General features: G+C 68.7%; 4 protein-coding genes and 2 pseudogenes. 4 read left to right on the forward strand and 2 right to left on the reverse strand.

Features of this window, described 5'->3' with window-relative positions; translation table 11 throughout:
- Positions 1–189: 189 nt before the first annotated feature.
- The 3 genes and pseudogenes from IG78_RS0131975 to IG78_RS52790 all read left to right on the forward strand — a co-directional run.
- Complete coding sequence (locus tag IG78_RS0131975; RefSeq protein ID WP_078965735.1) at positions 190–7728, forward strand: type I polyketide synthase; 7539 nt, start codon at positions 190–192, stop codon at positions 7726–7728.
- 539 nt (positions 7729–8267) lie between these two features.
- Positions 8268–9678 (forward strand): annotated as a pseudogene (locus tag IG78_RS52785) (IS701 family transposase).
- Positions 9679–9791: 113 nt separating this feature from the next.
- Positions 9792–9932, forward strand: a pseudogene (locus tag IG78_RS52790) (helix-turn-helix domain-containing protein); the annotation flags it as partial.
- A gap of 239 nt (positions 9933–10171) precedes the next feature.
- Here the strand turns inward: IG78_RS52790 and IG78_RS49620 are convergent.
- A complete protein-coding gene (locus IG78_RS49620) occupies positions 10172–10465 on the reverse strand; it encodes a hypothetical protein (RefSeq protein ID WP_157855934.1) in 294 nt (97 codons plus the stop codon).
- The gene (locus tag IG78_RS0131985) at positions 10462–12744 is read right to left on the reverse strand and encodes an MMPL family transporter (RefSeq protein WP_159398274.1); all 2283 of its coding nucleotides are present in this window, start codon (positions 12742–12744) and stop codon (positions 10462–10464) included. The genes IG78_RS49620 and IG78_RS0131985 overlap by 4 nt, the downstream gene beginning before the upstream one ends.
- Before the next feature lie 611 nt (positions 12745–13355).
- Here IG78_RS0131985 and IG78_RS49625 point away from each other — a divergent pair.
- The gene (locus IG78_RS49625; RefSeq protein ID WP_157855935.1) at positions 13356–13598 is read left to right on the forward strand and encodes a hypothetical protein; all 243 of its coding nucleotides are present in this window, start codon (positions 13356–13358) and stop codon (positions 13596–13598) included.
- Positions 13599–13758: the final 160 nt, after the last annotated feature.

Consider the following 13758-nt stretch of genomic DNA (forward strand, 5'->3'; position numbering starts at 1 on the left):
ACTGCTGCCGCATATGGATGCCCTCTCACCCGAAAGGGTCGTCGACCCGACATCCGTGCACGTCACCGGTTTCAGTGAAAGCTAAGTAGGTGGGCCCACAAGCGTGGGGATAGTCAGCGCACACCACGAGTGCGGCTACGTTACGTAGCGCTCGGCTGGTCTCCCAGCCCGTCTCGAAGGGTCGCGTACATGCACCGGGAACCGTCTGCTCTTGATGAGCGTGCCATCGCCGTCGTGGGAGCGTCGTGCCGTCTGCCCGGCGGCATCACCGGGCTGGAACAGATGTGGGACGCCTTGCGGGACCAGCGTGATCTGATCACCGAAATGCCCGCCGACCGATTCGACACCAGCCGGTTCGTGGACACGCAAATGCCGCGGCCGGGCAAGTCCTACACGGCGGCCGGCGGATTCCTGGACGATGTCGCGGGCTTCGACAGCGCCTACTTCGGAATTCCTCCCAAGGAAGCCGCCCAGATGGACCCCCACCACCGGCTGTTGCTGGAGTTGGCGACCGAGGCGCTGGACGACGCTGCCATCGACCCCGAAATGCTGGCCGGCACCGATACCGCCGTGTATGTCGGTATCTCTGATACCAGCTACGCCTCCTCCCACATCTACGACCCGCGTGGGATGAACCCCTACACGATGTCGGGTGGAGCCCTGTCGATCGCCGCGAACCGGCTCTCGCACACCTTCGATCTGCGCGGCCCCAGCATGGTCGTGGACACCGCCTGCTCCTCATCACTGGTGGCACTGGACCGGGGCTGTCGCACCCTGTGGGAGGGGACCAGTCGCACCGTGCTGTGCGGCGGGGCGAACGTTTTGCTCTCCCCCTATCACTACGTCGGTTTCTCCCAGGCCGCGATGCTTTCCCGCCGCGGCAGGTGCGCCGCCTTCGACGCCGACGCCGACGGCTTCGTGCGCGCCGAGGGCGGCGGCCTCGTGGTGCTCAAACGGCTGCCGGACGCGGTGGCCGACGGTGACCGCGTTCTCGGCCTGATCCTGGGGACCGGCAGCAACTGCGACGGGCGCACCATGGGCCTGGCGCTGCCCAGCGCCGAGGCCCAAGAGGCCCTGCTGCGCAGCACCTACGCGCGGGCGGGCGTGCACCCCAACGAGCTGGTGTACTTCGAGGCCCACGGGACGGGCACCGCGGTAGGGGATCCGCTGGAGGCCCGGGCCATCGGCCAGGCGCTGGGGATGCGGCGCATCGCCGGGCCGCTGCCGATCGGTTCGGTGAAGACCAACACGGGCCATCTGGAGCCCGCTTCGGGCATGGCAGGACTGTGCAAGGCCCTGCTCGTGCTGCGGCACCGGCTCATTCCGGCTTCTTTGCACGCCGCGCAGCCCAGCCCGGACATCGACTTCACCGGCCTTGGCATCGACCTGGTCGCCGAGAACCGCCCGCTGGCCGATACGCCGCGCCCGGTGGTGGGCGTCAACTCCTTCGGCTTCGGCGGAGCCAACGCCCATGCCATCGTGGCCGCCGCGCCGCCGCCCACTGCACCCGCCCCCTGCACGCCGCCGCCGGAGGGCCTGCCGGTGCTGGTCAGCGCGCGCACCGAGCCGGCGCTGGCGGAGGCCGCCTCACGTATGGCACGGCGCCTGACGGACGCCGATCCCCACGAGTTCTACGACATCGCCTACACCTCCTGCCGGCGCCGGGCCAAGCACGAACACCGCGCGGCCGTCCTGGCCGCCACAGCAGAGGACGCGGCCGAACGGCTCACCCTGCTCACCTCAACCGGTAAGAGCAGCTTGGTCAAAGCAGTGCGCGCGGGACGGGTCGCGTTCGTCTACGCGGGCAACGGAACGCAGTGGGCCGGCATGGGCGCTGACCTGATGGCCCACGATGCCGTCTTCCAAGAGGCGGTCAAGGAGGTGGACGGCCATCTGGCGCCGCTGCTGGGCTGGTCGATCACCGACTACCTCGCCAAGCCGGCCCAGCAGTGGCAGCTGGCGCCTACCGAGGTGACCCAGCCGCTGCTGTTCGCCGTCCAGGCGGGCCTCACCCGGATGTTGCGCGCCTGGGGGGTGGATCCGGCCGTGGCATTCGGTCACAGTGTCGGGGAGGTCGCCGCTGCGTACGCCGCCGGGGCCCTCACCCTGGCGCAGGCGTGCCAGGTGATCGCGGTACGTAGCCAGGCGCAGGCGGAAACCGCGGGCAGCGGGCGCATGGCCGCGGCCGGATTGCCCCGTGAGCAGGCCGTGCAGAAGGTGGAGGAGTCTGCGGGGCAGTTGGAGATCGCCGGTATCAACAGCGACCAGGACGTCACGTTCGCCGGAAGCGCCGAGGCGCTGGCGGTGCTGGGGGAGCATCTGACCGCACAGGGTGTCTTCTTCCGCGACCTGGACATGGACTACGCCTTCCACAGCAGCGCCATGGACCCGCAGCACGAACCGGTCCGCGCAGCGCTCACGACCCTGACTCCGCAGCCGGCCCGGGTCCCCTTCATCTCCACGGTCACCGGGTCCTGGCACAACGGAGCGGAGCTGGATGCCACCTACTGGTGGCGCAACCTGCGCGAGCCCGTGGCTTTTGCCGCGGCCGTGAAGGAGGCGCTCGACGACGGCGTGGACATCTTCCTGGAGATCAGTCCCCACCCGGCGCTGCGCACCTACCTGCGGCGCCTGACCGCGGCACGCCCCCAAACGACCACGGCCGTCCTGCCCACCCTGCGCCGGGGGGCCGACGGCCCCCTGGCCATGGCCGGCACGCGGGCAGCGCTGCTGGCGGCCGGGGCACGCACCGACTGGACGCGCTACTTCCCCCGGCCTGGCCAGGTCACTGGCCTGTTTCCCTATCCCTGGCAGAGAGCGCGGCACTGGAACGTACCCGCGGATCGCACCTACCGACGTCCCGCCGAACACCCGCTCCTGGGCAGCCGCATCCCCGCGCCCTCCCCTCTGTGGAGCGGGCCCGTCGAACCCGTGCGCATTCCCTGGCTGGCCGACCACCGTGTCGCAGGCAGCGTCCTCATGCCCGCGACCGGCTATGTGGAGATGGCCCAGGCCGCCGCACGCGCCGTCCTGGATGCGCCGGTCGAGGTGGAGCATCTGGACATCAGCAGCGCCCTGGTCGTGCCCTGGGCCGATGCTTCCGCCGTGCACCTGCAGGTCGCCCTGAACCCCGATGACGGCGTTCTGATGGTCTCCAGCACCGACGACCACAGTCGTGAGCCGCGTCTGCACGCCCGCGCCCGAGTACGCGCCCTGATCGCCTCCCGGCCCGCCCCGCTCGAGCTGGACGCTCTCGCCGCGCGGTGCACCCAGCAGATCACCGCCGAGGAGCACTACACCGCATGCGCCCGGGCCGGTCTGGATTACGGTCCGTCCTTCCGCGTGTTGAGCGAACTGCACACCGACGGCACACACGTGCTGGCGCGCTACGCACACCAAAGTCCCGGCGCTCCCTATGCTGCCCACCCGGCGCTGCTGGACGCCGCGCTGCAGGCGGGTTTCCCCCTACTGGCTGACCTGGTGGCGCAGGGCCAGGCCTATCTGCCCGCCTCGATCGGCGCGGTACGCGTGTGGGCCACGCCCTCCGCGGCGGGATGTATCACTGTGCGCGAGCGGTCCCGCACCGAGAACGAAGTCTGCTGGGACGTGACCATCGCCGACCCGGACGGCACCGTGACCGCCCGGCTCGAGGGCTGCCGTCTGCGCCGGTTCTCCGGTTCGGCCCGCACCTCAGTGGCCGTGCACCACACGGTGCTGCGGGTCGCCCGCCACGAGAACGAGTCCGGTCCCGCCCACTCGCCAGTGCCCCTGCCCGCGCAGGTGACAGACGTCTGCGCCCCCAGGATCGCCGAGGCGTGCAAACAGTTCCGAGAGCTGCGTTTCGCGGAATTCACGGCCGACGGCAGCGCTATGTGGGTCCGTGAGCTCGCCGCGGCAGTGGCCTCACTGCTCCCCGATCCCCTGGCGTCCTTCACCTGGGACGAACTCGTGGGACACGGAATGCAAGAGCGGCACCTGCGCTTGACCCGCCTGATGCAGCCGGCGATGGAACGACACGGAGTCCTGCACAGGAAAGCCAACGGGCGTTTGTGCCTGAGCGACGATCCTGCGGGCACAGACGCCACGCACGCCGCTTGGGTACGAAAATACCCGCAGTTCCTCGCCACACAGGCACTGTTCGCCCAACACAGCGCCCACCTGGCCGACATCCTGCGCGGTGTCCGTGACCCGATGGAGCTGCTGGCCGACGAGACATCGGCGAAGATGCTCGAGCAGTTCTACGACACCGCCCCCTTCTGCCGTCTTGCCAACCGTCTGGCCCAGACGATGCTGCAGGAGATCGTCCGCAACTGGCCGGCCGGACGGCCGCTGCGCATTCTCGAAGTGGGAGCCGGCACCGGCGGGCTGACCGCTGCGCTGCTGCCCCTGCTGCCTGCAGATCTCACGCGCTACTGCTTCACCGACGCCTCCCCCTTCTTCTTCTCCCGGGCCCGCAAGCGCTTCGCGGCCTATGACTTCCTCGACTACCGCACCCTCGACCTGGATGTCCCACCCAGCGAACAGGGCTTCACCCCTTACTCGTTCGACCTAGTCGTGGCGGGAAATGCGCTGCACACCGCCAACGACCTCGCACGTGCCGTCCGGCACGTCGCCGGGCTGCTGGCCCCCGGCGGGGGACTGCTCGCCACCGAAGTACACGACCCGGAGGTGCTGGCACCCATTTTCGGCACCCTGGACAGCTTCTACAGCAACACCGATACCGCCCTGCGACCCCGCTCCATCCTCCTGCCGCGCGCGCAGTGGCCCGGCCTGCTGAAGGAAGCCGGCTTCCAGCACGTGGTCAACGGCACGGACAACAGCCACCACGACGGCTCCGTCTTGCTGGCGACACTGCCCGTCACCCCCTCACACGACGCGCTTGCCCAGCCCGGGCTGGCAGCACAGACGTCGTTCCTCGTGACCGCGGAGACCCCCGACGAACTGCCGTTCGCCCAGACTCTGGCCGAAACACTCCCCCCGCACAACGGACGTGCTGCGGTGGCCGCCCTCGCGCCCGAGACCTGTGAGCAGTGGCAAGACCTCCTGTCCCTCGCCGCAGCGGGCGAGGAGGCCGGCACACCGGGCGTGCTCCTTGTGCTCGGCCGTGCCACCGAGGACGACCCGGATGCCGCTATCTCCCGCACCGCACGACGCGCCGGGGTGCTGCGTGCCGGGCTTGCCGCATGCGCCAGCGGGTTGGCAGACCACAACCGCGCTGACGTGTGGGTGGTCACCCGCCCCAGCGGAGCTGTCGAAAGCGGCATGGAGGCCGAACAGCCGGCCGACGCCGCCATCTGGGGCATGACACGCTGCCTGTCCAACGAACTGCCCCAAGTGTGCCTGCGGCGCGTGTCCCTGCACCGCACCGCCGACCTGCAGCACGATGCCCGCCGGATCGCACGAGAACTGAGCGCGCCCGGAGACGAGGACGAGATCATCTTGGCCGAACACGGCCGCTTCGTCCCGCGCGAACAGCACCGCCCCACCACCCGGGCGGCGGCCAAGGGCCTGTCCTACACCCTCAAAACACACAATCCCGGTCTGTCCTACACACTGGCCTGGCACGAAACCGTCCGGCCCACGCCGGGCCCGGGAGAAGTTCTCCTCGAGGTCAAGGCGGCAGCTCTCAACTACCGCGACCTCATGCAGAGCACCGGCCTGCTGCCGGCCGAAGCCGTAGAGGGCACCCTCAGCGAAATCGGCATGGGACTGGAATGTGCAGGCATCGTCGCTGCCTGCGGCGAAGGCGTAACCCACGTGCAGCCGGGCGACCGGGTCGCCGGCATGGCCGCCGCGTCCCTGTCCTCCTACACGCTCAGCCGCGCTGAGGGCCTGCTGCCGCTGCCGGCGGACATGACCTTTGCCCAGGCAGCGACCCGGCCGGTGGCCTACGCCACCGTTCTCTACAGCCTGCGCACCCTGGCGCGCCTGCAGCCCGGCGAGACCGTACTGGTCCACGGTGCGGCCGGAGGTGTCGGGCTTGCCGCCCTGAACTACGCGGCCCATTGCGGCGCACACGTCATCGCCACCGCGGGCAGCGACCTCAAGCGCAACTGCCTCAGGGCCGTGGGCATCAAGCACGTCCTGGACTCCCGCTCCCTCGACTTCGCCGACCAGGTGCGCACGATCACCGACAACGACGGAGTCGACGTTGTCCTCAACTCACTGTCCGGAGAAGCCATCCCGCGCAGCCTCGAACTGCTGCGGGCTGGCGGCCGCTTCCTCGAACTCGGCAAACGCGACTTCTACGAGAACCGGCAACTTCTGCTGCGGCCGTTCACCGACAACCTCGCCTTCTTCGGCGTCGACCTCAACAAAGTCATCTCCAACCCGCGTCTGCTGGCCGACCTCCAGGCACAATTCGAAGATCCTGCATTGGACGAGGTATGCCGTCCGCTGCCGCACACCGCCTTTCCCGCTGCACGCGTCCAGGAAGCCTTCACCTTCCTGCAGCACTCCCGCCACATCGGCAAAGTCCTCGTCACCTTCGACCCCCTCGACGAGCCCCCGCACGTCCGGCCCCTCCCTCGATCCCCCCGGCTCGACCCCCGCGGCACCTACCTCATCACCGGCGGCACCAGCGGATTCGGCGCGGCGACCGCACAGTGGCTCGCCGCGCTCGGAGCCCGGCACATCGCCCTGACCAGCCGACGCGGCCCTGCTGCACCGGAGGCCGCGGCCACTCTCAGCGCACTGCACGAGCAGGGTGTAGAGGCCACCGCGTACGCGGCCGACGCCGCCGACCTGGCCGCCATGACCCGGGTCGTCACACAACTGGATGCCGGCGGGCATCCGCTCCGCGGTGTCGTCCATGCCGCCATGCACCTCGATGACGAACTGCTTTCGAACCTGGATGACGAACGCCTGGCCGCCGTAATGCGCCCCAAGATCGGCGGGGCACTCGTCCTGGACCGGCTCACCCGCAACCGGGACTGCGACCTCTTCCTGATGTACTCCTCGGGCACCGCGAGCGTCGGCAATCTGCGCCAGGCCCCCTACGCGGCCGGAAACCTCTACCTGGAGGCGCTGGTTCGCAACCGCCGCCGGCGAGGCCAGGCCGGGCTCGCCATCGCTTGGGGCATGCTGGGAGAGACCGGTTACGCGGCCCGCAACGAACTGACCGCATCCATGGCCAGTCTCGGCATCGAGCCGATCAGCACGACGGAAGCGTTCACCGCCGCCCGGGTACTCCTGCAGCAGGATGCCGATGTCGCCGGTGTCGTGCGCTACGACGCCGCCCGGGTGCGTCATCTGCTGCCGCTCGCAGGAAGCCCCCGCTTGGCCGGTCTGTTCCCCGCCGTCAGCGGGACCCAGACCGACGGTGCACAGCTACGCGAGCTCGGACAACTGTCGGCGGACGAGGCACTGCTGCGCCTCGCCGATCTCATCGCCGCACAGATCGCCGACGTACTGCACATGGACAAAGCACTGCTCGACGTCCACCGTCCCCTCGACGAGTACGGCCTGGACTCCCTCATGACAGCCGAACTGCTCGTCAAACTCCAGCAGGAATTCAACCTCGAGATCCCGCCCATGGAACTAATGCGCTACATCAAGGGCAACATCACTGATCTGGCGCAAGTCATCCAGCTACGCCTGGGCCTGGGGCACAGCACTCAATCCGCCCAGACAGTCTCGATCTCGACGGACACCCGACCCCAACAGGCGGCAACCCTGCCGCGCCAACCAGAAGCAACTGCCGAAGGCATGGCCCGGAATCCTTCCTGACTCCCTGTTCGCCGCCGCCCCGCGCGGCGGCGAGCGCCACAACACCCCGTGCAGGACGTCGACGATATCAACTCCTCGGACAACCGCAGCATCTGGCGTCGGCTTGCCCGTCTTGCACGCCTCCCGACCGGCCGGGGATGGCAGGGCAGCTACTGCACCGCGTTTTTGTAAGGGAGCGTCAGTGACAGGAGATCTCGCATGAGGTCAGGAGAGCAAGCAGACGAGGTAATTCGCAAGGGCGCCAGAACTTGCCGGGCCGACTCCCCGCTCACCCGACGACAGGCGCGGTCGACGGGCGAGCGTCACTACGGCCGGCCCACGACGACTGCAGCATTGTGGCCACCGAAACCGAACGACTCACTGACCGCTACTGTCACCGGCGTGCTCTGGGGGGTGCGGGTGACGTTGATGCGTACGCCTTCGTCGACTCTTCGCAGATTACCGGTAGTTCGTTAAATCCGGCGGTGGTGGGGATTGACGACGGGTCGGTCTGGTCGTAGGCCGGTAGCAGGAGCCAACTTCCTTGCCGGGGGCTGAAGATGACTGCTCGCCGTCCGTGTCCGCCCGCTCCGGGACCGTTGGAGGACTACGCGGCCCGGTTCGACGACCTCTTCTTCAGCCTGGCACAGCGGCGAGGGTTTCGTGAGTATCTGACCGGGCTGCTGGCGCCGCGGGAGCGGAACAAGACGATCACCTGCCTGGCAGGGGCGGAGCCGGTGGCCGGTGCGGGGAAGCCGGGGGTGTAGCGGCTGCAGTTCTTCCTGTCCGAGTCGCCCTGGGAGGCCGAGCAGGTCAACGACCGGCGGCTTGAGCTGCTGCGCGAGGAGCCGGCGACCGCTCCGCACGACGGTGGAGTCATCGTGATCGACGACTCCGGGGACCGCAAGGACGGCCGGGCCACCGCCAACGTGGGCCGGCAGTGGCTGGGGCGGCTGGGCAAAACGGACAACGGCATTGTCACGGTGACTACGGTGTGGACTAACGGCCGTGTGTACTACCCGCTGCACGCGACTCCCTACACCCCTGCTCATCACTTCGCCCGCGGCCGGTCCGACCCGGCCTTCCGCACGAAACCGCAGCTGGCCGCTGCCCTCGCGGCCCGCGGGAAGGCAGCGGGCTTCGGCTGCCGGGCGAATGGTCGCCGACTGCGCCTACTCCGTCAGCGACGACTGGTACCTCGCGCTGCGCGCGGCCGGCCTGGCCTACGTGGTCGCGCTCAGGCCGCACCGCGGCACCTGGGCCCGGGCCGACCAGCCGCACACTCCCATTGCGGCCGCCCGCGCCCTGACCTGGCGCGATGCCAAGCGTCCCGGCGACTGGACGCCCGTGGAGCGTCACTTCCGCGACGGGCACACCGAGAACTGGTGGGCCGCCGACGCCCGCCTGGGCGGCTACGGCCCCGACTCACCCTGCCGACTGGTCGTGGCCACCACCGACCCAGCCCGGCTGCCGGAGAAGGCCACCTGGTACCTGGCCACCAACCTGCCCCACCCTGATGCACCCCACGCCGCCACCGGCCTGCACCCGCCGGCCGGCCTCGCCGAGATCGTGCGCCTCTACGGACTGCGGCCGTGGATCGAGCAGAGCTACAAGCAGATCAAGGACGAACTCGGCTGGGCCGACTTCCAAGTCCGCTCCGACCGCGCCATCCGCCGCCATCAGACCCTGGTCAACTGCGCTTTCTCCTTCTGCTGGGACCAGTGGTTCACCCCACCCGGACCCCTGGATGCCTCCGCGCCGGACCCCTGCCCCGACGAGGGGCCGCAGAGGGGGGCCAACCAGACCCCACCAGCACCAACAGCCCTGCTGGCCAAGGGCCTTACGGGCCATCCGTTCCTGGCTCACCCCCGCCGTCACCCTCAACCGGTGGTGGCAAGCCTGGACGGACAAGGACCCACCCTCCGAGCTCCAGGCCCTGATCGACGCGGTCACCACCGGACATGGCATTGACCTCTACCACCGGATTTAACGAACTACCGGTAGAAGGCTCATGAAGATCTTGGTGAGGGCCTTCTGGGTTCGGAGCGGATTGCGAGATCTCCACCAGTACTCAGGAGTTTCTCGTGTCCCACCGTGATGCCCGGCTGGCTCCAACCCGCAGGCTGTGTCTGGCCAGGTGTGTCGTGGACGGCGGCTGGCCGTTGCGGCGGGCCGCGGAACGCTTCCAGCTCAGTCACACCACCGTCGTCCGCTGGACGAGCCGCTCGGGCCTGTCGCATACCGTGGCCGTGCTCTCGAGGCGGCACACATCGTCAATTTCGCCTTCCCCACGCTGGACCGTTGCGCAGCCCGGGCGGCAGCCCGGTGGGGTTGCCACAGTAGGGTGACCGGCGTTTGCCAGTTGCTGTGTGTGCAGGTGGACTTGACAGGCGCGGCCGCAGCCCTCCTTGCAGAACCTGACTTGTGATCGGGGGGGGGATCGCCGGTATCGCCTACTGCTGGCTTAACTTGCCCTGGGGACGTACGAAGTGCTGCCGCTCTCAGCCGATGGTGAAGGCGTCGCGGCCAAAGACGCTGCCCTTGCGTGGTGGTGAGTGCGTTTTCGTCGAACCAGTTCCTCCAGAGCGGTCCCGTGCTTGTAGTCGAGCTGGTTCTGCTCCACGACCGATGTGGAGCCGCCGTCGACGGCGTGCTCGTCGGCAGCAGGTTTCGCTCGGCCAGCCGGTGGGTGGCGGGGCAGGGACTTGCTGTCGTAGAGCACGGCCGAGGTGATGGTCACGTCCGTGATGATGATCACCGCGCCGTCGTGGAGTTGGGCTCGGGAGCGGGTGCGCTGTCGCGCGCAGCGGGGAGCCCGGTGCGGGTGCTGGGGCCGATGTGTCGGTGCCATCGGTCTGCGCCGATACGTCGGTGGAGAGCGGCGAGGGGGCGTGGCGCCCACCAGTTGGCGCGCCCGGTCAATTGCATGAACGCCGGCACCAGCACGCCACGTACGACGGTGGCGTCGACCAGGACCGCGAGCGCGAGCCCCAGGCCGACCAGTTTGAGGAGGGTGATGGCCGAGGAGACCAGGGGCAGCAGGGCGACCGCGAAGATCACTGCCGCCACGGTGATCATTCTTCCCGTACGGGCGAGGCCGGTGATGACCGCGTTCCGGTGATGGCCGGTGCGCCGGTACTCCTCTTGGATACGGGAGATGAGGAACAGCTCGTAGTCGACGGAGAGGGCGAAGGCCGCACCGAAGATCAGCACTGGCATGGAGGTCTCCAGCTCGCCGGTGACTGTGAAGTCTCCGAGGACGCTGCGCAGATGTCCGTCCTGGAACACGTACACCATCGCTCCGAAACTGGCGCTCAGGCTCAACGCGCCCATGCTCACCGCTTTCACGGGGATGAGGATGGAGCCAGTGAAAAGGAACAGGAGCAAAAGCACCGCCCCCACAACGATCGCCGCGGCTGTCGGCAGTACCCCCAGGACAGCGTTCTTGGTGTCGAGCACACGGGCCGGGCGCCCCGAGACGAGGTGACGCCCGGGGGAGGACAGCGCGCGCAGCTCCCGCACCAGGGGTTCATCGGCCGAGGGCGGCCCCTCAGCGATCACCGAGAGCCAGGTGGAACCGGTGCTGACGTACAGCAGCGAGTCCACCGACGGTCCAGAGGTACGACGTCCTTCACGGTAGGTGCCCAGGGCAGTCCCCACTTCCCCTGTCGTGGGCAGCGCGGAGACTCTGCGGGCGTAGGCGTCGAGCTCCTCCCGCTGGTCGACGGCGTCGGTGTCGGGCAAGAGGATGGCCAGCGTCCGGGTCCACGGCAGAGGGAACTCCCTCCCGATGCGCGTCGCTGTGGCGTGGGATTCCGCCTTCTCGGGCAGGACCCTCTCGTCGGTGACCCCGAAGCGGGCGTGGGTGAACGGCATAGCCAGGGCCAGCAGGAACAAAATCGCGCATCCACCTGCCAGCACCGGCCTGCCGGTGGCAAGGCGTGCGACGCGCAGCCACAGCGGACTTCGGTCGGTACGTCCGCGGCGGCGCAGGGAGGCAAGCGGATCCAGGCGGTCGATCCGGTGGCCGATGACCAGGAGCAGGGCGGGCAGCACCAGTCGCGTGGCCGCGGCTGCCAATACGACCACACTGATGCCGGCCAGCGCCAGCGAGCGCAGAAAACTCAGCGGGAAGAGCAGGAGGGCGGCGAAGCAGATCACCATCGTGCCCGCGGAGAACAGCACGGTCCGGCCGACCGTGCGCATCGTTGTTTCGACCGCTTCGGGCGGCGCCGCGCCCGCAGCCAGCTCCTCTCGGTAGCGGCTGACGACGAACAGGCCGTAGTCGACGGCCAGTCCAAATCCGAGGGCGGTGGTGATGTTGAAGGCGAATGCTGACAACGGCATGAAGGTTGACAGCGGTTGAAGGAGGGCGAAGGTGCCGGCTACCGCCAGGGCGCCGACCGCCGCGGGCAGCAGCGCCGCCGTGAGTGATCCGAAGGCGAACAGCAGCACCAGGGCGGTCAGCGGGGCACCGACGAGTTCTGCGCGGATCAGTTCCGCATGACTCAGTTCGGTCGCCTGTGCCATCACCCAGGCCGGTCCGGTCGCCGTGACCGTGAACATGCCGCGCGCGCCGGTCAGGTGAGGCACCAATTCAGCCGCCCTGCGTGCAGCCACGTCCTCGCTCCCCTGCAGGTCCACCGTGACCAGGGCGGCCCGGCCGTCCTCACTCATCAGCCTGCGGTCTCCCACGGACCAGTAGGAGAAGACCTCCCCGCCGCCCGTGCGCTCACCCACCCGGCGGGTGAACTCGCGGCCCGCGCGCGCTACTTCTTTGGTGTCGACAGGTTGGTGCGAGCGCACGTACAACACCAGGTCGGGGATTCCCGCAGCAAAACGCTCTTGGAGCAACGCTTCCGCGTGGGTGGCCTCGGTCCCCTCGGCGATGTACCCGCCGTTGGACAGCCGGCCCGGCGCCGCGAACGCGGTCAGGGCCAGTACGGTCCCGACGCCCGCCGTGGCGAGCAGCACCCACCACGGACGCCGCGTGCGCCGGCCAGTCTTGCCACGTCGTCCGTGAGTGGTCTTGCGCATCCGGCCCCATAGACCGCTTCCGGGAAACCGTCGCATGTCGGTCCTTTCCTCGACACGGCGATCTGAGCAAATCAGCACTCAAGAGTCAAACGCCCCATTAGCTCTGGAGAGTGATAAATGGTGATGAAATGCTGCGTTCAGGCGATTCAGCCCACAACGGTCGTGAATGATGAGCGGGACACGGTGTTTGAGCCAAACCGTCTGACCTCGCCCCGCCACGGGGGTGCCGCCCCAAACTGAAGGAGAACCACATGCCTGCTGTGCACCGCCTGCGAGCTGCAGCCGTGACGGCGACCGCCATCCTGACCCTCTTCGCCACGGGAGCCACGAGCCGGGCCGAAACGCAGAGGGCCGCTCCAGCGCCGACCGCCGCAGCGGCTCACCAAGCCACTCTCAAGTGCTCCCTGCGGACCGGTCCCGGCCAGCGCATCGCTTTCTCACCCGCCGTCACCAGCACCCCCCGCAAGATCTCGGCCCGGGGCAGCGCGAATCTGGACAACTGCACTTCCCCGAACGGCCGTCAGTCCCGTATCGCTTCGGGTCGCCTCACAGTGAAGGGAACCGCGCACGCCAACTGTTCGCGTGCCAAGTCGCTCCGGGGTAAGGCCACCGTGACCTGGTACTCCGGACGCAACCGCACCGGCCGCATCGTGGGGCGCTCCGTCCTTCGCCCTGCCCCGCGCGGCACGAGCGGATACACTCCCGCCGACTCTTTCCTCAACGGAACCATCACCTCCGGCCGCATGGCCCACCGCACCTTCGCCGGAGCAGCAGTGCCCACCAACAACGTACGCATCTGCCACAGCAGTGGCGTCAGGCACATCAAGGGCCGAGGGGCGCTCAGCATCCGCTGACCCATGCGCAACAGGTCTTCAGGAGCGACCAAGACAGGGGGCGAGTCGGTGGCCAGCCCCTTGTTAACTGTTCGACAGCTTTCCCGGCCGGGTAGGTGGTCCTGCTGGCATGTCGGGAGTCGTCGATCTCACTGCCGGTCGCCAGGAGCAGGCCCAGGCA

The sequence above is a fragment of the Streptomyces aureocirculatus genome (assembly GCF_000720475.1).
Taxonomy (GTDB): domain Bacteria; phylum Actinomycetota; class Actinomycetes; order Streptomycetales; family Streptomycetaceae; genus Streptomyces; species Streptomyces aureocirculatus.